The 23663-nt window shown below is 28.2% G+C and carries 33 protein-coding genes and 1 other RNA gene; 28 read left to right on the forward strand and 6 right to left on the reverse strand.

Annotation, left to right across the window (positions count from 1 at the left end; all coding sequences use genetic code 11):
• Positions 1-48: 48 nt before the first annotated feature.
• From ssrS to comGB, 5 genes are all read left to right on the forward strand, one after another.
• Positions 49-234, forward strand: a non-coding RNA gene (gene ssrS, locus BQ7358_RS06045) — 6S RNA.
• A 65-nt stretch (positions 235-299) separates the two neighbouring features.
• Entirely contained in the window at positions 300-1067 is a 768-nt protein-coding gene (locus BQ7358_RS06050) for a tRNA threonylcarbamoyladenosine dehydratase (protein WP_062173854.1), read from the forward strand.
• A gap of 208 nt (positions 1068-1275) precedes the next feature.
• Complete coding sequence (locus BQ7358_RS06055) at positions 1276-1638, forward strand: helix-turn-helix domain-containing protein (protein ID WP_021753619.1); 363 nt, start codon at positions 1276-1278, stop codon at positions 1636-1638.
• Positions 1639-1785: 147 nt separating this feature from the next.
• On the forward strand, positions 1786-2754 hold the full coding sequence (gene comGA / locus BQ7358_RS06060; protein ID WP_231723758.1) for a competence type IV pilus ATPase ComGA: 969 nt from the start codon (positions 1786-1788) through the stop codon (positions 2752-2754).
• Positions 2726-3775: a competence type IV pilus assembly protein ComGB gene (gene comGB / locus BQ7358_RS06065; RefSeq protein WP_062173850.1), complete on the forward strand. Its 1050-nt coding sequence runs from the start codon at positions 2726-2728 to the stop codon at positions 3773-3775. The genes comGA and comGB overlap by 29 nt, the downstream gene beginning before the upstream one ends.
• Positions 3776-3867: 92 nt before the next feature.
• On the opposite strand, the gene BQ7358_RS06070 is transcribed toward comGB, so the two are convergent.
• From BQ7358_RS06070 to BQ7358_RS06090, 5 genes are all read right to left on the reverse strand, one after another.
• Positions 3868-5280 (reverse strand): recombinase family protein, encoded by a 1413-nt coding sequence (locus tag BQ7358_RS06070; protein ID WP_072520334.1) that lies wholly within the window; start codon positions 5278-5280, stop codon positions 3868-3870.
• Between the two features lie 437 nt (positions 5281-5717).
• Positions 5718-6530, reverse strand: a complete 813-nt coding sequence (locus tag BQ7358_RS06075; protein WP_072520335.1) for a type II toxin-antitoxin system PemK/MazF family toxin — start codon at positions 6528-6530, stop codon at positions 5718-5720.
• Between the two features lie 104 nt (positions 6531-6634).
• Positions 6635-7690 carry a type I restriction endonuclease gene (locus tag BQ7358_RS06080; protein ID WP_072520336.1) on the reverse strand — a complete coding sequence of 352 codons (1056 nt, stop codon included), beginning with the start codon at positions 7688-7690 and terminating at the stop codon, positions 6635-6637.
• Positions 7691-7843: 153 nt separating this feature from the next.
• Positions 7844-8518, reverse strand: a complete 675-nt coding sequence (locus BQ7358_RS06085) for a hypothetical protein (RefSeq protein ID WP_072520337.1) — start codon at positions 8516-8518, stop codon at positions 7844-7846.
• Between the two features lie 77 nt (positions 8519-8595).
• Positions 8596-9360: a LexA family transcriptional regulator gene (locus BQ7358_RS06090; protein WP_072520338.1), complete on the reverse strand. Its 765-nt coding sequence runs from the start codon at positions 9358-9360 to the stop codon at positions 8596-8598.
• 164 nt (positions 9361-9524) lie between these two features.
• On the opposite strand from BQ7358_RS06090, the gene BQ7358_RS06095 reads away from it, so the two are divergent.
• The 3 genes from BQ7358_RS06095 (at position 9525) to BQ7358_RS06105 (ending at position 10526) form a co-directional block, all read left to right on the forward strand.
• Positions 9525-9752 carry a helix-turn-helix domain-containing protein gene (locus BQ7358_RS06095; protein WP_072520339.1) on the forward strand — a complete coding sequence of 76 codons (228 nt, stop codon included), beginning with the start codon at positions 9525-9527 and terminating at the stop codon, positions 9750-9752.
• A 53-nt stretch (positions 9753-9805) separates the two neighbouring features.
• On the forward strand, positions 9806-10027 hold the full coding sequence (locus BQ7358_RS06100; RefSeq protein WP_072520340.1) for a hypothetical protein: 222 nt from the start codon (positions 9806-9808) through the stop codon (positions 10025-10027).
• Between the two features lie 313 nt (positions 10028-10340).
• The gene (locus BQ7358_RS06105) at positions 10341-10526 is read left to right on the forward strand and encodes a hypothetical protein (protein ID WP_072520341.1); all 186 of its coding nucleotides are present in this window, start codon (positions 10341-10343) and stop codon (positions 10524-10526) included.
• Between the two features lie 53 nt (positions 10527-10579).
• Here BQ7358_RS06105 and BQ7358_RS06110 read toward each other — a convergent pair whose 3' ends face one another.
• Entirely contained in the window at positions 10580-10939 is a 360-nt protein-coding gene (locus tag BQ7358_RS06110) for a hypothetical protein (RefSeq protein WP_072520342.1), read from the reverse strand.
• Positions 10940-11124: 185 nt separating this feature from the next.
• On the opposite strand from BQ7358_RS06110, the gene BQ7358_RS06115 reads away from it, so the two are divergent.
• From BQ7358_RS06115 to BQ7358_RS06210, 20 genes are all read left to right on the forward strand, one after another.
• Entirely contained in the window at positions 11125-11313 is a 189-nt protein-coding gene (locus BQ7358_RS06115; protein WP_062173835.1) for a hypothetical protein, read from the forward strand.
• Entirely contained in the window at positions 11313-11822 is a 510-nt protein-coding gene (locus BQ7358_RS06120; RefSeq protein WP_062173833.1) for a dUTP diphosphatase, read from the forward strand. The genes BQ7358_RS06115 and BQ7358_RS06120 overlap by 1 nt, the downstream gene beginning before the upstream one ends.
• Positions 11823-11901: 79 nt before the next feature.
• Positions 11902-12285, forward strand: coding sequence for a hypothetical protein (locus BQ7358_RS06125; protein ID WP_072520343.1), 384 nt, complete (start codon positions 11902-11904; stop codon positions 12283-12285).
• Positions 12260-12688, forward strand: a complete 429-nt coding sequence (locus BQ7358_RS06130; protein ID WP_072520344.1) for a hypothetical protein — start codon at positions 12260-12262, stop codon at positions 12686-12688. Before BQ7358_RS06125 ends, BQ7358_RS06130 begins: the two co-directional genes overlap by 26 nt.
• The gene (locus tag BQ7358_RS06135) at positions 12675-13091 is read left to right on the forward strand and encodes a hypothetical protein (protein WP_072520345.1); all 417 of its coding nucleotides are present in this window, start codon (positions 12675-12677) and stop codon (positions 13089-13091) included. The genes BQ7358_RS06130 and BQ7358_RS06135 overlap by 14 nt, the downstream gene beginning before the upstream one ends.
• Complete coding sequence (locus tag BQ7358_RS06140; protein WP_159428388.1) at positions 13091-13666, forward strand: ERF family protein; 576 nt, start codon at positions 13091-13093, stop codon at positions 13664-13666. The genes BQ7358_RS06135 and BQ7358_RS06140 overlap by 1 nt, the downstream gene beginning before the upstream one ends.
• Positions 13667-13681: 15 nt before the next feature.
• Positions 13682-14251: a single-stranded DNA-binding protein gene (locus tag BQ7358_RS06145; RefSeq protein ID WP_072520347.1), complete on the forward strand. Its 570-nt coding sequence runs from the start codon at positions 13682-13684 to the stop codon at positions 14249-14251.
• A gap of 3 nt (positions 14252-14254) precedes the next feature.
• The gene (locus tag BQ7358_RS06150) at positions 14255-15199 is read left to right on the forward strand and encodes a hypothetical protein (protein WP_072520348.1); all 945 of its coding nucleotides are present in this window, start codon (positions 14255-14257) and stop codon (positions 15197-15199) included.
• Between the two features lie 13 nt (positions 15200-15212).
• The gene (locus tag BQ7358_RS06155) at positions 15213-15929 is read left to right on the forward strand and encodes a phage antirepressor KilAC domain-containing protein (RefSeq protein ID WP_062173818.1); all 717 of its coding nucleotides are present in this window, start codon (positions 15213-15215) and stop codon (positions 15927-15929) included.
• Between the two features lies 1 nt (position 15930).
• On the forward strand, positions 15931-16374 hold the full coding sequence (locus tag BQ7358_RS06160) for a RusA family crossover junction endodeoxyribonuclease (protein ID WP_072520349.1): 444 nt from the start codon (positions 15931-15933) through the stop codon (positions 16372-16374).
• Positions 16374-16787 (forward strand): hypothetical protein, encoded by a 414-nt coding sequence (locus BQ7358_RS06165; RefSeq protein ID WP_072520350.1) that lies wholly within the window; start codon positions 16374-16376, stop codon positions 16785-16787. The genes BQ7358_RS06160 and BQ7358_RS06165 overlap by 1 nt, the downstream gene beginning before the upstream one ends.
• Positions 16780-17019, forward strand: coding sequence for a helix-turn-helix domain-containing protein (locus tag BQ7358_RS06170; protein WP_072520351.1), 240 nt, complete (start codon positions 16780-16782; stop codon positions 17017-17019). The genes BQ7358_RS06165 and BQ7358_RS06170 overlap by 8 nt, the downstream gene beginning before the upstream one ends.
• A 45-nt stretch (positions 17020-17064) precedes the next feature.
• Entirely contained in the window at positions 17065-17469 is a 405-nt protein-coding gene (locus BQ7358_RS06175; protein ID WP_159428389.1) for a sigma-70 RNA polymerase sigma factor region 4 domain-containing protein, read from the forward strand.
• A gap of 455 nt (positions 17470-17924) precedes the next feature.
• Positions 17925-18113 carry a hypothetical protein gene (locus BQ7358_RS06180; RefSeq protein WP_072520353.1) on the forward strand — a complete coding sequence of 63 codons (189 nt, stop codon included), beginning with the start codon at positions 17925-17927 and terminating at the stop codon, positions 18111-18113.
• Positions 18114-18273: 160 nt separating this feature from the next.
• Positions 18274-18564, forward strand: coding sequence for an HNH endonuclease (locus BQ7358_RS06185; protein WP_072520354.1), 291 nt, complete (start codon positions 18274-18276; stop codon positions 18562-18564).
• A 140-nt stretch (positions 18565-18704) separates the two neighbouring features.
• Positions 18705-19022: a P27 family phage terminase small subunit gene (locus BQ7358_RS06190; protein ID WP_072520355.1), complete on the forward strand. Its 318-nt coding sequence runs from the start codon at positions 18705-18707 to the stop codon at positions 19020-19022.
• The gene (locus tag BQ7358_RS06195) at positions 19019-20653 is read left to right on the forward strand and encodes a terminase large subunit domain-containing protein (protein WP_072520356.1); all 1635 of its coding nucleotides are present in this window, start codon (positions 19019-19021) and stop codon (positions 20651-20653) included. Before BQ7358_RS06190 ends, BQ7358_RS06195 begins: the two co-directional genes overlap by 4 nt.
• Before the next feature lie 16 nt (positions 20654-20669).
• A complete protein-coding gene (locus tag BQ7358_RS06200) occupies positions 20670-21806 on the forward strand; it encodes a phage portal protein (RefSeq protein ID WP_083577640.1) in 1137 nt (378 codons plus the stop codon).
• On the forward strand, positions 21787-22491 hold the full coding sequence (locus BQ7358_RS06205) for a head maturation protease, ClpP-related (RefSeq protein ID WP_072520358.1): 705 nt from the start codon (positions 21787-21789) through the stop codon (positions 22489-22491). Before BQ7358_RS06200 ends, BQ7358_RS06205 begins: the two co-directional genes overlap by 20 nt.
• 13 nt (positions 22492-22504) lie before the next feature.
• Positions 22505-23659: a phage major capsid protein gene (locus tag BQ7358_RS06210; protein ID WP_072520359.1), complete on the forward strand. Its 1155-nt coding sequence runs from the start codon at positions 22505-22507 to the stop codon at positions 23657-23659.
• Positions 23660-23663: the final 4 nt, after the last annotated feature.

Below are 23663 nucleotides of genomic sequence, written 5' to 3' on the forward strand. Positions count from 1 at the left end.
AAATATTTTGATATTGTCTTCTCAAGATACTTGTGGTAAAATATAAGTATACAACTGGAGTGCATGTATGACTCACTATACATTCGGGCCTAACACTTTTTAAAAGGGAATGAGAATCTTTTATCGGTATAAAACGCTTCCTTTAGTTGAAGACTTTAGAAGATAAAGCTATCGTACCCACCTGATTATATCAGGACCAATTTAGGTGATAATCTACGGTACTCTGGTTTTGTGACTGGTTTCGTTTTGTTTCCAGTCTTTTTTGTTAGGCGTAAGATAATAAATAAATGAGGTATAGAATGTTACATCAATTTTCTAGAAATGAGTTGGTAATAGGTGATGAGGGGTTAAAAATATTGAAAAATAGCAGAGTGGGAATTTTAGGCATAGGAGGGGTAGGCTCTTTTGCCGCTGAATCATTAGCACGCTCGGGAGTAGGGTCGTTAGTTATTATGGATAAAGATAATATTGATATTACCAATATTAATAGACAAATACACGCAACGACTAAAACGGTGGGAGCAAGTAAGGTAGAAGAAATGAAAAAACGTATTTTGGATATAAATCCGAAATGTGAAGTAATAGCAATTCGCGATTTTTATACAGAAGATACATATCATAAATTTTATGAAAGAAAGTTAGATTTTGTTATTGATGCTTGTGATACAGTAACTTTTAAATTGCATTTAATACAATACTGTTTAAAAAATAAAATACCGATGATAAGTGTCATGGGATCTGCTAATAAGATGGATCCGACGAAGTTTAAAATAGCTGACATTAGTAAAACAACAGTTTGTCCGTTAGCTAAGGTAATAAGAACAACACTAAAGAAAAAAGGAATAAAGGGGAAAATTCCTGTTGTATACTCTACAGAAAGCCCAACAATTGCTAATGAGGAATACTTAATAAAAATAGGAAAACAAGATTCAAATATAAGAAAATCAAAAATTCCACCAGCATCTAATGCGTTTTGTCCATCGGTGGCGGGCTTAATAGCGGCAAATTATGTTTATACTAATTTGTTGAAAAATATAAAAATATTAACCGTTGAAAAACCGGAATAATTTGAAAGTAACGTTTCCATAAACGTTGCTTTTATTTTGATAAAAGGTTGACGTATTAAATTTATTGGCGTTTTTCTGAAAAAAACAAATGTAATTAAAACGAAAAAATTTTCATTATCATAAGAAAAAATATAAATAATTTATAATTTAATTTGATTTTTTATAGGGAAAAGAGTATAATGTTAATAGATGAGAAAGGAGGATTACTTTGAAGAATAACGGAACATTACTGGCACAAAATTTAAAGAAACTTCGAAAAATGAATAATTATTCTATGTCTGCTGTTGCACATAAGTTAGAGTTATCTTCTCATGGTGTTTATGCTAATTGGGAGTACGGTAGAAACGAACCTAATGTAGCTACTTTAGTATCTATTGCGAAATTGTATAATATTTCTATAGATGAATTGGTTGGCTATAAAACAGAAACAGAGGCTCGTTCGAAGTTAGCTGATACTCACTTTGAAGTAATTGATATGATAAAGGCATTAGACAATGAAGATTGTAAATTAGTAGAAGAGGTTTTAAGAAGATTTAGGGGTTACTCTTTTTCTAGGAACTTGAATCTGTAAAAAATTCAAATTACTTAGGCTATATGGAGTTATATGTAGTATATTAAATTAATAGTTTTTAGATATAGGCTAGGTGAACACTTAGCCTATATTTTCTTTTTCTTGTAAGTAAAGAAGAAGGTGATATATATCGATATTAAAGATAAAATGACAAAAATTATAGAGTATGCTATAAAAATAAAAGCCAGTGATATTCATATTTATCCACATGTATCAGGTAATTCTTTTATAAAACTTAGAATAAAAGGTGAACTAAGTAAATATGAAGAGTATACAAATGGGGAGTTAGAAGGGATAATTTCATTATTAAAATTTAATGCAAATATAGATATTTCAAAAAATAAAGAACCACAAAGTGGTAGGTTTGTTTATGAATTTGACGGCAAGAGTTATTACCTTAGGGTATCAACATTGCCTCTTAATGAATTAACGGAAGGTTGTGTAGTGAGAATTTTTATTAATGAAGTAGAAGATGTTGACTATAGTATTTTTGAGCCGGATAAAGATTTTATTACTGGTTTGGCGAAGAAAAACTACGGATTAATTCTTTTTTCGGGACCAACAGGAAGCGGGAAATCAACATCACTTTATAAATTAGCTAGCGAGATTGCAAAAGATAATAGACAAGTCATTACTGTAGAAGATCCTGTAGAAAAAAATATTCAAAGCTTGGTACAAATGCAAATTAATGATAAGGCAGGTATTAATTACGATAATGCTTTAAAATCTATTTTACGTTGTGATCCCGATGCGATTATAATAGGGGAAATACGTGATTACAAAACGGCGAGTGAAGTAGTAACATCGTCGTTTTCAGGGCATTTAGTAGCTAGTACCATTCATGCCGAAGATTCAATTGGTGTTATCAACAGATTAAAAGATTTGGGGTTATCGCTAGAGGACATTAGACAAACTGTACTTTGTATTATTTCGCAAAGGTTAGTGACTCTCACAACAGGTGAACGAGGACTTGTTACCGAAATATTGAAAAAAGAAGATATAAAAGATTATATCACTTATAATAAAATAAATAACCATACTTTACCCTATAAATTTAATTTAGCTTTAGAGAAAGGATTTATAACTTTTGAAGAAAAAGAAAAATGGGGATATTAAAAAATTATTAGATAAAGATAATAAAATCTATTTTATAAAAAGGTTATATGAACTTATAGAACATGGTTATATGTTAGAAGATTCATTGGAATTTTTACTAATTCAATATGAGGTTTCAAGCGACGAAATAAAAAAAATTAAAACTCAACTCTCAAATGGGAAAAAATTATCTGATATACTAAGGTATCTTGGATATTCACAGTTAATTGTAAGCAAAATGAAATTTGCTGAAAATTATGATCAAATAGAAAGTATGTTAATTGAGGTAACGACATATTTAGAAATACAAAAATTACAACAAGAAAAAGTAATAAAAACATTAAGGTATCCGCTATTTTTAACAATTTCTTTAATATTACTAATATTAGTATTTAATTCACTGGTAATTCCGCAGTTTGAAAATATTTATACTTCATCAAATATAAAAATGGATTTTCAAACTATTATTCTTATTAAATTTTTATATTATATTCCAAAAATTATTTCAGTTATTTTTATTATATTTCTTTTTATTTTAGGGTATTTGTATTATGCAATGAAATATAAACCTAAATTATTTTTAAGATCTTTATTGTATATTCCTAAAATTAGAGATTATTCAAAATTATATTTTTCATATAAATTTTCTTTAGAACTTAGTTTATTTTTAACTTCCGGTTTTTCTTTAAAAACGGCTTTAGAAGTTATGATTGAAGAAAATTATGATTATTATTTGACTTTGTTTTCAAAAAGTATTTTAGATGAGTTAAATAAGGGGATTAATTTTGAAATTGCGATTTCGAATGTAAAACACTTCGAAAAATCTATTGGAAAATTTGTTTCGCATGGTAAAAGTAACGGGTTAATAGATAAGGAGTTAAAGTTATTTAGTGACTTAATGTTAGATACATTTTTAGTATCGTTGGATAAAAGTTTAAAAAAAATTCAACCAATATTATTTACAATTTTAGCGGTTGTGATTATAGGGTTGTATATGGTAATTTTATTGCCGATATTTAATATGGCAAGTTCATTAAAATAAAGGGAGGAACTAATGAACAAGTTATTAATATTGAAAAATAGATTAAAAAAGAAAGAAGGTTTTACTCTTATAGAAACGCTTATGTAGTAGTTCTATTTAAAATTTATTTCTGTAATACCTAGTTCTATCAATGTTCTTGATTTGAATTTTTTAATTTTTGAACATTCATAATGTATTGATATTATAAATGTGTTGAGAAATTCTGCCCTTTCTTCATAATTTAAAACTTCCCATACTTTATTAAAATTCAATAGAATATTTTCAAATTTTATTTTATTATTTTTTCTTTTTATAGCATCTTCTTGTTGTTTTTTCATTTTATTAATATCATTTAAAGCATTATCTAACTCTTTTTGATATTTTTCTAACTCATCATCTGAAATTAAATCATTTAACCAAGCACGTTGTATTTTAGAGCGTTTTTTAGTAATAATATCTAATTCTTTATCATAATTTATTACAATAGTCTTATTTTGATTTTTGTTTTCAACTCCAACATCAAACGAATAATTATTCAAGTAATCTATTAATTTATCCAACACCTTTTTTTCTGATATAGTAGGAGCAAATTTACCTGATCTTTTACAATATATACATCTATAATGATTTTTATATTCCCCTTTGATTTTTTGCCTTGATACAGCTAATCTTCTATGGCACGTAGGGCATGATATAAGTCCTCTGAATAACGCATAATAGCTTTTATTTTTCCCTTTACTTTTATAACAATTTCTTTCTTCCAGCATACTTACTATTTTGTCGTGTTCCTCGTCATTAATATAAGGCTCGTGAGTATTCTTGACTTCTATATTCATTAGCAAAGTGTGACCGCAATATACTTTTTGCCTAGCAATTTTATTAACCGTATTAAAATGCCAAAATGATTTTTTTAATTCACTATACTTATGAAATTCTAATATTTTTGCTATGTGACTAGTACTATATCCATCTAGTAATTTTTTGAAAATAAATTCAATACACTCTCTCGTTCTTTCGTCTTTCACCAATTTACCATTTACTTTTTTATAACCAAAAGGCGGGTGATTGATATAGTTACCATTTTTCACCGATTGAATTTTGCCTGCTATCATTCTATCCCGAATAGTGTCACGTTCTAGTTGGGCGAATGTTGATAACATACCAACAGTAGCCATTCCTATTGCTTGTGAAGTATCGAAATTTTCGCTAATACTAACTAAGTCAATATTATTCGGTTTAAACAAATCTTCAATCAATAGCATAGTATCTTTTATTGAGCGTGAAAGTCTGTCTAATTTATAAATTAATACTATATCTATTTTGTCTACATCTAATTTCAATCTGTCAAGTTCTGGACGGTTAAATTTAGCCCCTGAAACTCCAGCGTCGATATAAGTATTAACAATTTTATAATCGTGCAATTTAGCATAAGCCGTTAATTTTTCTATTTGAATATCAATGGAATTACCATTGTCAGCTTGTTCTTGGGTTGATACACGGGCGTAAATCGCTGCTCTTTTATTCATAATACACGTCCTTTCTTGATTATTTTGGTTGTGTATGGTATACTTAAAATAATCTTGTTTATATAACAATACACAATTATCTCAGGATATTTTAAATAATCCTATTGGTAAAAAAACTCTCTTACTCTTGGCGGGGCGGGGGAGTTTTTTTATTTATGCACCTAGTTGTGTTTTTATTTTTTTCTTTTCTTCAAAATTGATGATTTTTATATTATATTCATCTAGTGCGTCTTTATATTCGTCTTTTAAATCATTATACCCATCAGGACTTATAATAATAGATAAGCTTTCGTTTCTTCCTAATAGTTTAAAAAAGAAAAGAGTACCTCTTTTGAGATACCCTTATATGATATTGATGCTGATGTTTCACAGCTAATAATGATATTGATGTGGGTGTTTCACCACTAATTTATATAATTAGTATCTCATTTTTCTTATTATTTGTCAAATGTAAAGTAGAATTTTTTTATCCTTTCTTCTATAACGTCCATAGATTCATTTGAAATTATAATATTTCCTGCACTTTCAAATTTAGAAAGAGGAGTTAGTTTTCGTTTATCTATTGTTTGTATCATATTGATACAGGCAAAACTATCTTTATTTTTATATTTTTCATATTTTATAATTCCTTTATAATGTTTCCCTTGTGATTCTAGAAATTCTTCTTTACCTTTTTGTAATTTATATAAAGCTTGATTTATTAGTTCTTCAGAATAAAAATTAATTTTTTGCTGATTTTCTGGTGTTATAATTCCATTATTCTCTATTAATAATTTTTCTACATAATTTTTGAATTTATTACTGTAATATTCTCTATTTGTATCTAATTCAGATAAATACTGTTTTGAATCTACTTTCCACTTAGCAATTAAATTATCTATTTTATTAAGATGATATTGTGAATTTTTTATATAGATATTATCTATGAGGTGTAATTTTTGATAGTAGTTCTTATTTTTTGACGAAAGAGGGACTACAGTGATTGTGCTTTTAGTTTCTTTATCGTATTTATCTAATACTATAGCGAAATGATTACCACTTATTTCTGCACCTATATTTATTCCAAATTTTACATATACAACAGTTCCTCTTTTAAACTTAGGAAAGTATTTCGGAATACTTCCTTGTGCTTCATTATGTAGTTGATTTGCTTTGAATAGTGTTGACTGCGGAAGATATTTGAATTTATATAAATTATATTTCATTATCTTTTGAAATATATTATATACTTCTTTAAATTTGTCTTTCATTGAGTACCTCCTTAAAACTTTCTCTCTCCTTTAAAACTTTCTTCTTAGTTCAACTACTTTTCCTACTATCTTTACCGGTAAATTTTCTATTTCTTCGTTTTAATTTATAAAAACTGTTTAACAACCTCTGTTAATTCATTTTTATATTTGGTTAAATCCATAGGTATGGATATTTCAATTTTTTCTTTTTTACCATTGTTTAATTCTATATATTTTCGGCTTCTATTCATATATATTCTTACTATCCATTTTCTTATATTATCATCTAATAAAATATTAAAATAGGATTGATTGTCGCGGTAAAATACTCTATTAACATCAATAGTATCTTTTAACAATACTTTTGCGATAGCGTACGCTTCTAATTCTTCAGGAGTAGTTATAATTTCGACATCGTTATTAATATTGTCAATATTTTCTTCGTGTTCATCGTGCTTAGTATTAACAGTAGTATTTAATGCCGCATTTAATTTATTATTTACTTGTTCATTTATGAAAGTTCTAAATGTTTTTTTAACAATAGGAGTAAACCGTTCAATAACTTGTTTAGTTTTTACACCATCATATATTTCATTTAATAAATACTTTACGAACAATTCAGATGGTTCATTCCATTGTTGAGTTAAGTAATCTTTTAAAGAGTTCACATACTTCAACTCGTAAGCTGTTTTAGAAATTTTCGATATTTCGAAATTATCTTTTGTAAACTTGAAGATTTCTATAATATGATTTTCTTTTAATTCTAATAAGTTGAATTGCAAAAATGGTGTGCTATCCATTTTATTTTGCTCGTCTAAATCGGTATAAAATCTATATTCAATGCCGTTGGTTAGTATCCCAAATTTTGAAGATGTTGTTACAAAATACCTGAATAATTGTGAGTCATGATTATCTAATTTCTCATTAACTGATTTACATTCTATTAGTATAACTGGATCATCTTCATATAAAATCGCGTAATCAACTTTCTCACCTTTTTTAATTCCTACATCGGCGGTAAATTCCGGGGTGAACTCAAGGGGATTGAATACGTCGTACCCTAATATTTGAAAAAAGGGCATAATCAATGCCGTCTTTGTAGCTTCTTCAGTATTTATAGTATCTTTTAAATTTTCTATCCTATTAGATAAGCCCTTTAATTGTTCAGTAAATTTTTCCATAATATATCTCCTTTAAAATTTTCTTCTTAATTCAACTACTTTACCTACTATCTTTACTGGTAAATTTTCTATTTCTTCATTTGAGTAAAAATAAGTAGGATAACTACTATTATTAGGTATTAGCATTATTCCGTTGGTGTTTGCCAAATAATCCTAATTAAAATCAATATGTTTTGCTAGCATTCCAGGAACTGTGATTGTCGCTCCGGAAGTAGCTTTATAACTTATTTCACCAGCAGATATACCTGAAATAGTTACTTTGTCATCTTCTAACACATTTTTCTTCACGATGGAAGAGTTGTATTCTACTAGAATTATCTTTTTGTAATTTTCATCAACAGCTAATCTAAGACGAATGCTATCTTCCCCTTTTGAAACTTGAATTACCTTTCCGGAAAATTTAATTTTTTTACCGGAATAAGAGTTTGGCTCTCTTGATAATTGTTCATAAGTTATTCCTGAATCATAACCTTTTTTCTCTTCTGCTTCTTGTTTTTCTTTTTCTTTTTGTTTTTTCTTTTCTAACTCTTCTAATTTTTGTTTAGCTTCATTTTCAGATAATTCTTCATATTTTTTCATTTTTGTTTGATAGGTTGTATAATCACTAAATAGTTTATTTTTTTCTTTTGTTACTTTTGATCTTTCGGTTTCTACTTTTTTATACTTATTTTCAAAACTTGTCGCTTTGTCATAAAAGTGTGTTGTGGTTACTAATAACCCGAAAGACGTAACACCTAAAATAACTGTTATGATTATAATTTTATTCTTTTTAACAAAACTTAAATATTTATTTTCTCTTTTTTCTGAATTTTCTTCAACATTATTCATAATATTTCTCCTTTAGTTAATATATTTTTTTTGGCGGTTAAAAACCATATTGGATAGCTAAAAATAGCTATCTAAAATTATTTTTGAACAGGAGTTACTGATTTAATAACTCTGCCTATAATGTTAAAGTAAATATCTTCTAAATCTGTAAGATATAATATTATATCATCATATTTCGGGTTGATTGACCGTAGAACGTAACGTGTCCCCTCATTATATACTTTTTTTATAAAACTTTTACCGTCGTAGTCCACTAAATATATTTGACCATTAACACCATCATACCCAGCCGATATTAACGCAATATCGCCGTCTAGTAACTTTGGGGACATACTATCACCTGTTATTCTAGTTGCAAAGTCATGATTTGGGACATCATCAGAAGTGTAATATATCTCGCTTTCTTCACCATAATAACTATATCCCGTTCCTGCTGCTGCTTTTTCAGTAACTAAAATTTCGGTAATATCTTCATTACCAATATTCTCGTTTATATTATTTCCAATGCTTTTATTTTGTGAATTTAATAACTCATTCGTATAATTCAAAGTTTTGTTTTGATTTTTACTATTTAATTTAATAACATTATTATTGATTTTTTCTAATAATGAATTGTTGCTAGAATTAATATCATCTGTCCAACCCATAAGGTATGCTTCAGGAACGTTAAGTGCCATTGATAGTTTATATATATTATTTTGTTTAGGTTTGTTTTTCCCTTTTAAATATGAATGCAATGAAGATTTGCTTATTTTCGAAATATCAGATAATTTTGATAAATTGATATTTCTTATCAACATTATTTCTTTTAATCTCTTTTCTATACTAGTTTTATTGTTCATTTAAAGCACCTCCTTTAGTAAAAGTATATCATTTTTGTTCTTAAAACGCAACAAAAAGTTTAAGAAAAAATAGTTTTTTTTCGGAAAAACGAAAAAAACTATTGACAAAAAATAAAAATATATGTTATACTATGTTCGTAAAGAAGAACGGAAGAGGTGGTAAAATGAAAAAAATAAAATTCGACTATAATAAATTGAAAGGTCGGATTAAAGAGAAAAATCTTACACTCAATGAATTCGCTAATAAAGTTAACATAGGGAGAACCGCATTATATTCTAAACTTGAAAGAAATGGAGAATTTACAGAAAGTGAAATGTTTAGAATATGTAACGTCTTAGAAATTCCGTTAAATGAAGTGAGTGTTTATTTTTTTACAAAATACGTTCGTTAAACAGAACGAAAATTAATTCCATTGTTCAAGGGAAGAAAGGAGATAAGCGAAATATGAAAGAAGAAATTTTAAATACGATTAATAGAATATCAAGTCAATATCCTACAGAAATGAAACCAGATTTAGTAGATGGAATAAAAGAAAAAATAGCACCCTTGACAAATGAAATTGTATCTTTATTTGAAAAAAAAGAATTAACATTTGAAGAATGCTACGCGGTATTAAACTTTACATATGATGTTCTTAAATATAAATCACAGAAAGTTAATCTTTAAAGTCTACTGAAATAATTTCAAAATTATCTGTTTCATCAACTAATAGAAAATCTAAATTTAACAAATATAAAGATGAGTTTATAAAACTGTGGGAAGCGGGATATTATCCAAGAGAAAGTTATTTAAGTGAATGTAAAGGGATAGAGATAAAAGCTTTCGTACATTACCTATCATGGAGAGATTATTTTCAAGACACAAATTTAATAAAAGAAGTAGAACTATTTAAAGGAGTTTGGCAATGAAACTAAAAACGAAATATAACTCCCTTATTGCTAAGAGAGTTAAATAGATTATTTTAGAAAGGAGTGATTTTATGTACGAGGCGTATGCTGCAATTGCCCAGGTTTTAGCTTGTGTTTACGCACTTTTGATGGTAAGCATCTGGAGTGACTATCTTGATTTTTCATGGCTTTTTGGAAAATATTCAAAAATTCTTTCGCTGAGTTTGGGTACTTTATTATTTTTGATACTTCTTGTGCTTCTAGCAACAGTTCGATAATAATATAGTCAAATAGTTCGGATGCGGATTTTAAATGGTTGTAATAAAAATAATCATATTCTTCCCCCAAAAAAAAATGGGATAGAGTTGGCTGAATGATATTTATATTTTGATACGTAAGAAATTAACTTTGGAGGAATTTTTTCCAAATTATTATTTAAGATTACACTCAAAAAATCAGGTTTTTTTTGTGAATATCTTGGATGAGCTATTAACCAATGATAATTTAAAAATTCTTCATTTAAAGCAGAGTTTAATTCTCTGAATAACTGTATGTAAAGCTCTTTATAAAGTTTCTCATTTTGAGAATGTTTGTATTCTTTATTAATTTTAAGCGTACCAAGCCAATGAGAAATGAAGATTGATAATACCGAAACTATGGACGGAATAACCATACTCCAATTTATTTGCATATAATTCACCTCCTTTGAGGTAATTATAGCATAGAAAATACGAAAGGAGGTGATTAAAATGATTGTGGTGACTGTAAAGAATTCTGATTTATCGAAATTAGCGATTGATAACTTGAATAAATTTTTTACTAAATTATTTAACAACAAGCCAGAATTGATAGAACAATTACAAAAGGAGACAAAAGATGAAACTACACAGAGGAACTAACAACGCTGTATATTTATCAATCATAACGACTAGCGTATTCGCATTGATGGCAAGCAATATAGAATGGGGGACTATTTTAGCAGTATCTCTATTCACTGCAATGGCATGGGCGTATATCTTTGATAAAAGAATTGATAATTTTTTCCCGGAGAGTGACGTTGAATAATGAATACTTATGAATTACACGATAAATTAATCGAACTTCAATCGCTGCAATGTGAAGTCGACGCCCATGTTGAAATATGGCGAAGGGAAAATATAACTACAGCTTTACACGAAGAGTTTCACGAATGGTATAACACGCTTGAATTATTCAAAGATTGGAAAAAGAATAGAGGAAAATCTAAAGAAGTACAATTAGAGGAATTAGCCGATTGCTTAGCATTTGCTTTATCGTTGTTAAATGATGATAAGCGAAATTTAAGCCTAATGAGATGTATTTTTATTACAAAAAGAATGGAGAATAATTCTCATCAAAAAGGAATGTTAAATGAGATAAGCAAAGGTTATTTGTTCGCTAAAAGAGTAATAAATACAGTATTTGTTCAAGAAAGCGAAATGGCAATTGAGTTAATTTTAGATATAGCAATGTTATATTATTCGCTTGAAGATCTATTTGAAGCGTACGAGCGAAAATCAAAAATAAATATCCAAAGACAGAAAGAGAATTATTAAAAACAGCCCTCTGAGAAAGGACTGTATAAATAACATATTATAAGTTAAAGATAACATATTTAGGAGGAAAAAGCAAGTAATGAGAGATAACGCTAACTTAAAAACAGCTTACACATTACTTTCTTTTGCAGAAGAAATTTTAGAAGCTGAAAAATGGAATACTAAACATTTAAAAGTTTTAAAAGAAGATTTAGAAGATTGTATTCAAAGCAAAAGTATAGCTGTTTACGATAAAATCAGAAAATTAAACAAAAATCAAGATATAGTATTAAAACAAATAAAAAAATATGATGATGAGTATATTATATCTACATTAGTTAATTTTAGTGAAGAATATGAGTTAGATAAAGATGTAGAAAATAGCTATACTTTACTAAATGAATTAGAGGAACTAGAAGTAGTCGAAGAATATATAAAATATTTAAAGGAGAAATTAAATGTTAACAAAAGAGTTTGTAGATAAAGTTAAAGAGTTAGGGTATGAGACAGAATTTGAAAATAATATTTCACCAACAATTCGTATTAGTAACGACGGTGGTACCTTAGGAAGAGCATTTTGTATTTTAAATTTAATTGATACTTATAGTTTTACTCCTATTAAATTAAAACAAATAATGAGAGAATACGAAGATACTCCAATAGATGAGAGAGAAGAAAAAAACATTACTTTATTTGAAATACCACTATTTAGCTTAAAAACTAGCGACGGCTATCAACAATATCTTACTTACGATGAAGAAAAAGGGTGTTATTTTGCTAGCAGAGGTCGCTCTACTTTAAAACAATCATTTACTATAGCTGAATTAGAAAAAATACCAAGCTATTATAGGGTATTAGCAAAGGAGATAAAAGATGTTAACAACTAAAAAATTTAAAGAAAAAATTAAAGATATGGGATATGACATAATTGAAGATGACGGAGCTATGAATATTGTAAAAAAAAATATTATATATGCAATAGCAGGAGTAACGGAGCAATATTCAAACACATTTCGAAATACTCCTATAGCATTAAAAAAAATAGTTAGATATTATGAAGATACTAGAATCGAAGATAGAACAGGATATTATGAAATACCGTTACCAGGATTAACGTTAGGTGGTCAGCAATATATTACTTTCAACAGAATAACAGAACAATTTAAAGCAATGGATAAATTAAGTTTTCACAGCGAAGATTTAGTGCAGTTATTCACTAAAGATGAGTTAGAAAGCGACTTTTTTAAAGAAGTGTTAGGTGATTATCTAAAATGGGTGGTGGAAGCTTAATGAGTGAAGAATTAGATATTTTAAAAAATAAAGCTAAGTTATATAAAAAATTGCAAAAAGCAAGGCTAAAGTTACAAAATAAAGATTTTAAAAAAAGTGGTTATAACCCATTTCAAAAATTTAATTATTTTGAATTGAGTGACTTTTTACCACATATTAATAAGATATTTGATGAAATAGGGTTAGCAGACCACATAAATATTTATAGAGAAAAATCCCAAGCAGAGCTTATTATTTATGATACTGAAACAGGGCATTCAGAAACGTTTTACAGCCCTATTCAAGAGCAATTAGGCAAACAACAAGATATAGGTGCTATGATAACATACGCAAGACGTTATGCGTATAATATAGCGTTAAATATAAGCGAAAATGACGTGTTAGACGCACAAGATATTAAAGCGAAAAGCACGACAAAAATAGATAGAGTAAAAATATTACAAATGCTAAATGATAATGCCGAAATAAGCCAAATTAAAGGGTGGTTAAATAATAACAATATTAAAGCAAATAGCTTTGATGAATTAACAGATAACCAATTAATGCAAGTATTCAATTTATTTAACCAGAGATAAAGGAGATAAGAAATTATGATAAATAACGTAACTTTAACTGGGAGATTAACTAAAGTCCCGGAATTAAAATACAGTACTAATAATACAGCATACGTTAACTTTACGTTAGCTGTAAATAGGGCTTTCAAAACCGAAAAAGACACAGACTTTATAACGTGTAAAGTATTCAACAAGCAGGCTGAAAACCTAGCTAAATTTTGCGGTAAAGGCAGCTTAATAGGTATTATAGGAAGTATTCAGACTGGAAGTTATCAAAACAAACAAGGCAACACAGTATACACAACAGACGTTATGGTTAACAGTATTCAATTTTTAGAAACAAAGCAACAACGAGAACAACAAGGTCAATTTAATCAAGGGTATAATCAGTCATTTAATAACAATGGATATAACCAACAGAACAACTTTAACCAAGGATATAACAATCAAAATAACGTCTATAACAATAAACAAGCACCTGACGCTTTAGAACACATCAGGCAAAATAACAATACTCAAATGGACTTTGGATTTAATCCAATGATGGGAGTTAATAATACTAACACAGTATTTGAAGATATACCAAATCCTTTTGCAGAAGATTAGAATATGGAAAGAGATATATTCGAACTAAATAGTAAGGTATTAGTAGTCAACTTGGAACTACTAGAAGTATTAGGGGGGGCAGGGCATTTAAATGAAGCCCTAGTTCTCCAACAAATTGATTATTGGTTAGAGCAAAATAAGAAACAAGATAAGCACTATATAGACGGGGAATATTGGGTAAGATATTCAATAACACAATTACATAAATATGATTTCCGCTTATTATTTAGTATAGACACATTAAAAAGAACAATAAAGAATTTAGAAGAAAATAATTTCCTCATCATTTCAAAAAAAGAAAAGAAAAAATACATCAAAATAAATTATACTAAAATAAATAAATATATTAGCATTAGTGGTGAACCTGAAAAGAAACCCGACGAACCTGTGAAGACGTTAATGCAGAACATTGAAAATAGAATAACAGTGCAAAATGCACCGGATGAACAGTGCAAAATGCACCAAAAAACAGTGCAAAATGCACCGGATGAACAGTGCAAAATGCACCAAAAAACAGTGCAAAATGCACCGTCCATATATAAGAATAATAATAATAAGATTTATATAAGATATAAGAACTTTATCAAAGAAATACTAAATAATAAAGATAGTGTTGATAAAGATATATCAAATAATTATACACAATATCTTTTTTGGTTTGAAGAAATAAAACAAGATGTGAATTTAGTTATATCAAACGTTTTAAATAACAAAACACCTACAAAAGAATTTCGTATAAACGGTGTAAAGGTTGATATATCAAGCGTAAGAACGACGTTTGAATTAGTGCAAGAAAAAAACGTAGATTATTGTACTGACAAAATCTTAAAATCTAAAAAAATTACTAATTTTGAAAGTTATGTAATAGCAAGTTTATACAATTCAATCAAATCTAAAGATAATAAAAATTCTGAAAGTTCTTTAGGTTATGATTGGTTAAAAGAATAAAAAGGAGAATAGAATGCGAGAAATTATAAAAATAGAATTAAACGAAAATCAAGAGCCGATAGTAAGCGGTAGAATACTACATGAGGTATTGGAAGTTAAGACACCTTATCATAAATGGATAGAAAGGATGTTTGAATACGGATTTGAAGAAAATAGAGATTATTTAGTTACGGACATTTTTGTCCACAACTCAAATGGTGGTAGACAAACGATGATAGACCACGTTATAAAATTTGATATGGCTAAAGAAATAGCAATGCTGCAAAGAACGGATAAAGGAAAAGAAGTAAGACAGTATTTTATTAAAGTTGAGAAAGAATTCAACAGCCCTGAAAGGATAATGGCAAGAGCGTTATTAATTGCAGATAAGAAAATTCAAACTTTGGAAACTGCGATAGAAGAACAAAAGCCAAAAGTTATATTTGCTGACGCTGTTAATTCTAGCCATACATCAATTTTAATTGGCGATTTAGCAAAAATATTAAAACAAAACGGAATTAGTATAGGGCAAAAAAGACTATTTGCCTGGTTAAGAGAAAAGGGATATTTAATCAAAAGAAAAGGCAATGATTGGAACATGCCTACTCAAAAGAGCATGGAGTTGAAATTATTTGAGATTAAAGAAAGCACGCATAACAACCCTGACGGCTCTATTAGAATAACTAAAACTCCGAAAGTAACAGGTAAAGGGCAAATATATTTTATTAATAAATTTGTAAGGGTAATTTAAGATGACTTTTAATTTTTTTACAAAAATAAAAAGCGAAGATTTTCCAAGGACTACAGCACAACAAAAGAAATTTTCGACCAAGACAAAAAGATTTTACGAAACATCGAAAACTAAACTAGCTAAGGGACAACTTATTAATGCATTATGTGGCAAGCAGCCTAATAAGCAGTTTGACACGCCTATAGAGCTTACAGTGATTTGGGTATTCCCTAAGGTTAAGCAAGCTAAGAATGGTCAAAGAAAAGGAACTAGACCTGATTTAGATAATTTACAAAAAACATTACAGGATACTTTAGCTAAATTAGGGTATTACAAAGACGATAGTTTAATTACTGATTTGATAGTTAAAAAACGTTGGCATGATTGTAGCGGTATTTACATCAAAATTAGAGAAGTTGAAAAGATTGACAATGAATTTAATGAATTTATCAAGGAGTTTGACTAATGGCAGTTTCAAAGAAAAAACACAAGAAAAAGAAAATAAAAAAGTCTAATGTGTTAAATAATGTTAGTGTGAAAGATTTAAAGAAATTTACTCAAATCAAAGTTAAAGAACAAATACAAAACGAAATAGAACGGAATAAGATTAAAGTTTTAGAAGCAACTTACGAGGATATATTTATTAATTTGTTAGGAGTTCCATTATTAGCACTTAGAAATAAAGGCTGGGGTGGTAAAAGGTTAGGGGAATTTTATCAAGAGATGATAACAATATTTAAAGATTATCACCAAGAGTGGTTAAGTAGTCAAGATATGGCGGAAGTAATATCAAAAGAAACTGGCTTTGATTTATTGAAAGAAAAGCAAGATTTTATAGAATGGTTAAGAAGTATTGATTTAGGAGGAAATCATGAATAAAGAAAAATTCTCGAATAGACTTAAATATTTAAGATTAAATAAAAATGTTAGCCTTAGAAAACTAAGTAAAGAGGTAAGGATACCTCACACAACGCTTAGTGGATATGAAAAAGGTCGTATTCCTGATAAAGAAAGACTAATAAAATTAGCAAATTACTTTAATGTTAGTATTGATTTTCTATCGGGAGAAAATGATACCCTAATAAAAACAGACGGCTTAGAAGCCTTTTAAATGATTTTAAATTTTAAAGTAAGGAGATTAGGAGATTGTTTAGTGATGAATAATAATAAATTTAATTACACTAAAAATGACGTTGATTATTATTTAGAAGCTTATTCTAAAATAAAAAGGCAGTTAAATATATATGTTATAGATAAGTTAAGTTCTGATAATGATAATAAATCTACTTTACACGATATTAATACCAATGAAGCAGTGTTGGTAAATAAATTGTCAGATTATGATTTTGAAAAAGATAGATATGCATTAGATTGTATAGATAAATTAATTGATTCATTAGTTGATGTAAGAGATAAAAAGATTTTGCAGTTTAGATATAGATATAAATTAACAATAGAAGAAGTGGCAGAAGAAGTATGTTATCACACAAGAACTGTAGAACGCAAGATACAAAGGTTTAAAGATAGATTGTATAAAATGTTAAATGATAAAAAGGTTTAAGTAGAGATACTTAAATCCTTTTATTTTTTAAAAACATTTAAAAAAGTATTGACATATTGTAATACATGTATTATAATATAAGTATAAAGTGAGAAAGGAGGAAAAAGCTAAGTGGTAAAAATAAAAAAGCTAATGTTAGAAGAAATACACATCACAATTAAACTTTTCTTCATAACAATTAGCTTAAAACTAAAATAGGTTTAAAGGGAAGTTAACTTCCCTACCTATTACCATTATAGCATAAGACTTATGAAAAAGGAATACAAATTAGGAAAAAGAAAACTAGAAATTGAAATAAGAAGAAGCACTAAACAAGAATTTCTAGAAAGTGTGATAGGAACTTGTATTGTAGGTTTAGTAATATATTATTTTTTCATTAGATAAGATTTAAAAAATACAAAATCTAAAAATATAATTTCTAAAAAATTTAAAATTCTAAAGGAGGAAAAATAAAAATGACAGAAAGAAAAACATCAGAAGCACAATTAAAAGCAAATAAAGCATACTATGAGAATAATAAAGAACACGCTTCTTATTTAAAGAAGAGGTCTTCTGCACGTAGTTTTGTAAGACACAATGCAACTAAAGAAGACATTGAGGAACTAATAGAGATATTTAATAATGAAAATCCTAACGCTAAATAAAAAGTTGTCGGTTTTGTCGGCTTTGTCTGTGGTATAATAATAGTATCCGAAGAGTATATAATATAATTAAATATGATTTATTGTAAAAGAGATGGTAAAAACTATCTCTTTTTTATTTATTCATCGGAAATTAAATCTTTTTTTTGTACGGGGCTTTTAAATGTATAAAACAAAAGAACAAAAGCAAACTTTTTATAAAAGTAGCAAATGGTTAAACTTAAGACTAAAAGCGTTAAAGAGAGATAATTACGAGTGTCAGCAGTGTAAGAGAATGGGGAAGGTTACTAAAGGACAGAATGTTCATCATAAGTTAGAAATAGAATTCTATCCCGAGCATGCTTTGGATATTAACAACCTTGAAACATTATGTATTAATTGCCATAATGTTGAACACGGTAGGTTATTCGGGGGTAATAGTCAAAAGAAGAGGTGGAACGATGAAAAGTGGTGATATGTCAGTAAATAATCTTAGGCAGTCTTTTATAAATACCCCCCCTAAAAAAATTTCGAAAAAAATTTTTTTCTCTGGAGCGGGCAGCTCTCTTTTCTGCAGTTAGATTGATATTTTTTCATGAGAGGGGGTGAGGGTATATGACAATAAAAAAAACAACTGTTAATAAAAATGATTTAAAAAAATATCTTTTAGATAAAATTAATCAACCTGATAATATTCTTGAAATTGAAAAAGTAAATAGATATATACAATTTGTTGACTTAATAGCAAAACTTAAAAAAGATATCAAAAAGCAAGGTGAAACTATTGTAGTTGAAAATGGTAGTCAACGTTATATAAAAACTCACCCTGCTATCGCTGAAATTAGTAAATTAAATACTAGTATGCTTGCAATCGAAAGAACATGGAATTTTAAAGTTGATTATGCAGAAGATTTTGATGAAGATCTTATATGATTTTAAATAGATATGTAGAGCAGTATATTAGTGATTATCGAAAAGGTAAAATAATACTCAATAAAGAACGTGTGCAATTAATTAATATTTTGGAAAAATATATATTTCCAAGAGAAGATTTATATTTTAATGATGAATTGATAGAAAATTGTATAAAGTTCGGAGAGAAGTATTACTTTAAATTACAACCATTTCAAAAGTTTATAATAGCTTTTGTTTTTTTATTATATAAAAAAAATGACAAAGCATATTATAGACGATTTCTAATCATGATGGGAAGAGGTGGAGGAAAGAATGGTTTAATTTCTGTATTAACCAATTTTTTAATTAGTTCGCTTCATGGTATTCAAGATTATAATATTTCAATAGTTGCCAATTCAGAAGAACAAGCAAAAACATCGTTTAATGAAAGTTATAACGCTATTACAAGAAATCAACGAATGAATAAAAGTTTCAAGTGTACTCTTGAACAAATTCAGAATATTAAAACAAAAAGTATTTTGAAATTTAGAACATCTAATGCAAGTACAAAAGATGGATTAAGAGACGGAGCGGTAGTATACGATGAAATTCATCAATATGAAAATAATGATACGGTTAGCGTTTTTTCAAGTGGATTAGGGAAAAAGAAAAACCCACGAGAATTTTTTATTACCACTGACGGATATGTAAGAGATGGCTTCTTAGATAAGCAAAAAGTAAAAGCAAATAAAATTCTAAGTGGTGAAAGTCCTAACAGTAATATGTTTATTTTCATATGTAAACTTGATGATTATTCAGAAATTGATAACCCTGATGTTTGGGAAAAAGCTAATCCTATGTTTTGCAATCCTAGGAGTGATTATGCAGATAACCTTTATGATGTGGTATTTGATGAGTATAGAGATTTAGAAGATGAACCAGACGGAAGAGAAGAATTTATAACAAAACGAATGAATCTCCCTGAAACTGATTTAACCAAAAGCGTTGCTACTGATGAAGAAATTTATGCAACTAACAGACCTATTCCAGATGTGAAACATAGAACATGTATAGGTGGTCTTGACTTTGGTTCTATTAGGGACTTTACAGCGGTAGGTTGTTTGTTTAAAGTTGATGGTAATTACATTTGGAAAACACATTCATTTGCTAGAAAAGAATATCTTGATAAAACTAAATTAAAACCCCCAATAAAAGAATGGGAAAAGCAGGGACTTTTAACTATTGTTGATGAACCTTCAATAAATCCACAACATGTAGTTGATTGGTTTGTGGAAATGCGAAAAGAACATGGGTTACAAACTATTGTGGCAGATAATTACAGGCTTGATTTATTAAGACCTCTTTTAGAAAAACAAGGTTTTGAAGTTATATGCATTAGAAATCCTAAAGCTATTCACCCTCTACTTATTCCTAGGATAGAAAGTGCTTTTGCAAACCGCCAAGTGATTTGGGGAGATAATCCGCTGATGAGATGGTATACGTTTAATGTTTACGTAAATATAAAAAAAGATGGAAATAAAATATACGAGAAAAAAGATGAACACAGAAGAAAAACGGACGGATTTCAAGCTTTTGTGCATGCAATGTATAAAGCTGGAGAATTACTTACAGATGAAGTTGATTTCTTCTTAAATGATTTAGAATTTTAAAAAAAGAGGTGAGATTTTGGGATTTTTTGGTAAAAAAAAAGAAATCGATATACTCCTGGATTTAGATTTAATAGAAACTAGTTATGAAAATGTTCATATGAAAAATATGGCGTTGCACACAAATATAGATCTTATTGCAAGAACAATTTCACAATTAGAATTTTTAGTTGTGAAAAATGGAAAATATATCAAAGATAGATTGTATTATAAATTAAATGTTAAACCTAATAAAAATCAAAATTCGTATGAGTTTTGGAAACAATTTGTAGAAAATATTTTTTATGAAAATGAATGTTTAATTATTAAAACTGATTCAGATGATTTAGTTATTGCTGACGATTTTTATAGAGAAAAATCAGCATTATATGAAGATAAATTTTCTAATGTTCAAATTGATACATTCAGATACGAAAGAGATTTTTATAGTGAAAGTGTTTTGTATTTTCAATATAGTAACCGTCGTTTACAAAATTTTGTAAATGGATTATATAAAGATTATGGCGAGCTTTTTACAAGAATGGTTGCATTTCAAAAAAGGAAATCTCAAGTAAGAGGAATTACTAGGATAGATTCAACAAAATATGATAAGAATAAAAGTCATGAAATACAAGAATATATTAATAAATTGACTAAAACTTTTAGAGATCAAGAATATGCTAATGTTCCAATGCAAGACGGTTTTGATTATACAGAAGTTAACAAAAACAATATAAAAACAGAGTCTGTTGATGAGGTGTCAAAAGTAGTAAATAATTTCACCAATCATATAGCAAATTGTTTGGGCATTCCTATAGGTCTATTGAGTGGCAACTTAGCAGATGTTGAAAAGCAAACAGATAATTATATGCGATTTTGTATCAATCCTTTAATTAAATTTATTATTTCTGAATTTAACGGTAAATTTTTCACAGAAAAAGAAATATTAAACGGAGATGGATTAGAGGCAAACACAACACCTATAATGATTTATAACGTATTTAATTCTGCAAGTTCCATTGATAAGTTAATTGCTAGTGGAATGTATACGATTAATGAATTAAGATTAAAATTAGGTGATAAATTATCTGATGATGAACTTGCTAATAAACATCACATAACTAAAAACTATCAAACTTTAGGAGGAGGTGAACAAAGTGCCAAAGGAGAAAATTGATTACTTTTTTAATTCTGTACAAAAGGATGAAAGAATAGAACTAACAATTAGAGGAGCGATAGGAGAAAGTACATATTTCTATGAAGCGACCTCAGCAAAAGATGTAAAAGAAGCATTAGAAAACTCTATCGGAGATATTCATATTTTTTTAAACAGTGGTGGAGGAGATGTTTTCCAAGGGATAGAAATTTACAATTATTTAAAAAATCTATCTAATAATGTTACTGTTGAAGTAACAGGTACTGCTTGCAGTGCAGCTTCTATAGTTGCAATGGGTGCAAATAAACTGATTATGAATACTGGAACTTCGCTTATGATTCATGAAGCTTCAACATTTGTATGGGGGAATAAAAATGAACTTAAGAAAACATTAGGGGCTTTAGAAACAATAGATCAATCTATTGTCGATATTTATAACGAAAAAACAGGAATTGATAAAGTAGAATTAGAGAACTACCTTTCTAACGAAACATGGATTACGGCAGAAGAAGCAGTTGAACTTGGTTTTGCAGACGAGAAAAAAGAAAATAGTAAGAGAGATAATATAAAAGAAGATGTAGCAACAAATGTTATCATCAATCAATTGTGTAAAAACGAAGAATTTATACAAAAAATTTCTAACTTATTAAATAATGAAAATAAAAAAAATGAAGAAACTTCCAACAACAGTTGTTTCTTTTTATGATGGAGGAAAATAAATGACAATAAAATTTAAAAATTTTGAAGAAAAAAAACGTGCATATGCTAATTCAGTTATTAACAATGAATCAAAAGAAAAGCAAGGCGAAGCATTTGAAGAAATGATGTCGACAATGGTTGATGAAATCAGGGAAAATATTTTAGCGAATGTAAATACAAAAAATGCTGATAATGTGATTTTAAGTAATAGAGGGCAAGAAGTATTAACATCTGAAGAATTAAAATTCTTTAATACAGTAATTGAAGAAGGCGGGTTCAAAGAAAATGATACTCTACCAAAAACAACTCAAGAGCGAGTATTTAAAGATTTAGTAGAAGACCATCCGCTATTATCTAAATTAGGATTACAAAATTATGGTGCTATTACAGAATTTATTTACGGTATCCCAGAAGGAGCAGCTGTTTGGGGTGAATTATTTGGAGCAGTTCAAGGCAGCTTAAATGCTAACTTTAGAAAAGAAAAAATCAGTCAATACAAACTTACAGCATTCTTTGCAGTTTCTAATGATATGTTGTCATTGGGACCGGTTTGGGTAGAAACTTATGTAAGAACATTTCTTGTAGAAGCATTAAAAGTAGCTTTAGAAAAAGCATTTATTTTAGGGGACGGGAAAAACCAACCTATTGGGCTAAATCGTGATTTACTAGCTGCAGTTAATCAAGGAAAATATGCTGAAAAAACATCAGCTGGAACTTTAACATTTAAAGATAGCCTAACGATTATTGATGAAATAGCGGGAGTTCATAAAAAACTTGCTAAATACAAACGTTTGAAAAAAGATGGAGTTACCGAAGAAGATGATTTCAAAGCTAGAAATATTTCTGGTAAAGTAGTTATGTTAATTAATCCGTTTGATTATTATGATATTATGGCAAGAGCGACTACTCAAAACGCGGCTGGTGCATTTATTACCGCTTTACCGTTTAATCCAACAATAATTGAATCTATATTCGTTCCAACTGGAAAAGTCATTTTCTTTATTGAAGGTGAATATATGGCGATAACAGGTGGTAATTTTGGTATTAACAAATTTACCGAAACATTAGCAATGGAAGACGCAACATTATATATTACTAAAATGTATGCTAACGGCAAACCTACAGATAATTATGCTGCACAAATCTATGATTTAAATATTACACCACGAGCATAAGGAG

The sequence above is a fragment of the Gemella massiliensis genome (assembly GCF_900120125.1).
GTDB lineage: Bacteria > Bacillota > Bacilli > Staphylococcales > Gemellaceae > Gemella > Gemella massiliensis.

Excerpts from the sequence above, each read along its gene's own strand:
- BQ7358_RS06115 (WP_062173835.1), top strand. The coding sequence starts at position 11,125 with ATGAAACTACACAGAGGAACTAACAACGCTGTATATTTATCAATCATA.
- BQ7358_RS06165 (WP_072520350.1), top strand. The coding sequence starts at position 16,374 with ATGGCAGTTTCAAAGAAAAAACACAAGAAAAAGAAAATAAAAAAGTCT.
- BQ7358_RS06185 (WP_072520354.1), top strand. The coding sequence starts at position 18,274 with ATGTATAAAACAAAAGAACAAAAGCAAACTTTTTATAAAAGTAGCAAA.
- BQ7358_RS06120 (WP_062173833.1), top strand. The coding sequence starts at position 11,313 with ATGAATACTTATGAATTACACGATAAATTAATCGAACTTCAATCGCTG.
- BQ7358_RS06175 (WP_159428389.1), top strand. The coding sequence starts at position 17,065 with ATGAATAATAATAAATTTAATTACACTAAAAATGACGTTGATTATTAT.
- BQ7358_RS06130 (WP_072520344.1), top strand. The coding sequence starts at position 12,260 with ATGTTAACAAAAGAGTTTGTAGATAAAGTTAAAGAGTTAGGGTATGAG.
- BQ7358_RS06195 (WP_072520356.1), top strand. The coding sequence starts at position 19,019 with ATGATTTTAAATAGATATGTAGAGCAGTATATTAGTGATTATCGAAAA.
- BQ7358_RS06110 (WP_072520342.1), bottom strand. The coding sequence starts at position 10,939 with ATGCAAATAAATTGGAGTATGGTTATTCCGTCCATAGTTTCGGTATTA.
- BQ7358_RS06105 (WP_072520341.1), top strand. The coding sequence starts at position 10,341 with ATGTACGAGGCGTATGCTGCAATTGCCCAGGTTTTAGCTTGTGTTTAC.
- BQ7358_RS06180 (WP_072520353.1), top strand. The coding sequence starts at position 17,925 with ATGACAGAAAGAAAAACATCAGAAGCACAATTAAAAGCAAATAAAGCA.
- BQ7358_RS06150 (WP_072520348.1), top strand. The coding sequence starts at position 14,255 with ATGGAAAGAGATATATTCGAACTAAATAGTAAGGTATTAGTAGTCAAC.
- BQ7358_RS06155 (WP_062173818.1), top strand. The coding sequence starts at position 15,213 with ATGCGAGAAATTATAAAAATAGAATTAAACGAAAATCAAGAGCCGATA.
- BQ7358_RS06080 (WP_072520336.1), bottom strand. The coding sequence starts at position 7,690 with ATGGAAAAATTTACTGAACAATTAAAGGGCTTATCTAATAGGATAGAA.
- BQ7358_RS06210 (WP_072520359.1), top strand. The coding sequence starts at position 22,505 with ATGACAATAAAATTTAAAAATTTTGAAGAAAAAAAACGTGCATATGCT.
- BQ7358_RS06075 (WP_072520335.1), bottom strand. The coding sequence starts at position 6,530 with ATGAAAGACAAATTTAAAGAAGTATATAATATATTTCAAAAGATAATG.
- BQ7358_RS06070 (WP_072520334.1), bottom strand. The coding sequence starts at position 5,280 with ATGAATAAAAGAGCAGCGATTTACGCCCGTGTATCAACCCAAGAACAA.
- BQ7358_RS06090 (WP_072520338.1), bottom strand. The coding sequence starts at position 9,360 with ATGAACAATAAAACTAGTATAGAAAAGAGATTAAAAGAAATAATGTTG.
- BQ7358_RS06050 (WP_062173854.1), top strand. The coding sequence starts at position 300 with ATGTTACATCAATTTTCTAGAAATGAGTTGGTAATAGGTGATGAGGGG.
- BQ7358_RS06095 (WP_072520339.1), top strand. The coding sequence starts at position 9,525 with ATGAAAAAAATAAAATTCGACTATAATAAATTGAAAGGTCGGATTAAA.
- BQ7358_RS06135 (WP_072520345.1), top strand. The coding sequence starts at position 12,675 with ATGTTAACAACTAAAAAATTTAAAGAAAAAATTAAAGATATGGGATAT.
- BQ7358_RS06145 (WP_072520347.1), top strand. The coding sequence starts at position 13,682 with ATGATAAATAACGTAACTTTAACTGGGAGATTAACTAAAGTCCCGGAA.
- BQ7358_RS06140 (WP_159428388.1), top strand. The coding sequence starts at position 13,091 with ATGAGTGAAGAATTAGATATTTTAAAAAATAAAGCTAAGTTATATAAA.
- BQ7358_RS06170 (WP_072520351.1), top strand. The coding sequence starts at position 16,780 with ATGAATAAAGAAAAATTCTCGAATAGACTTAAATATTTAAGATTAAAT.
- comGA (WP_231723758.1), top strand. The coding sequence starts at position 1,786 with ATGACAAAAATTATAGAGTATGCTATAAAAATAAAAGCCAGTGATATT.
- BQ7358_RS06160 (WP_072520349.1), top strand. The coding sequence starts at position 15,931 with ATGACTTTTAATTTTTTTACAAAAATAAAAAGCGAAGATTTTCCAAGG.
- BQ7358_RS06100 (WP_072520340.1), top strand. The coding sequence starts at position 9,806 with ATGAAAGAAGAAATTTTAAATACGATTAATAGAATATCAAGTCAATAT.
- BQ7358_RS06085 (WP_072520337.1), bottom strand. The coding sequence starts at position 8,518 with ATGAATAATGTTGAAGAAAATTCAGAAAAAAGAGAAAATAAATATTTA.
- BQ7358_RS06190 (WP_072520355.1), top strand. The coding sequence starts at position 18,705 with ATGACAATAAAAAAAACAACTGTTAATAAAAATGATTTAAAAAAATAT.
- BQ7358_RS06125 (WP_072520343.1), top strand. The coding sequence starts at position 11,902 with ATGAGAGATAACGCTAACTTAAAAACAGCTTACACATTACTTTCTTTT.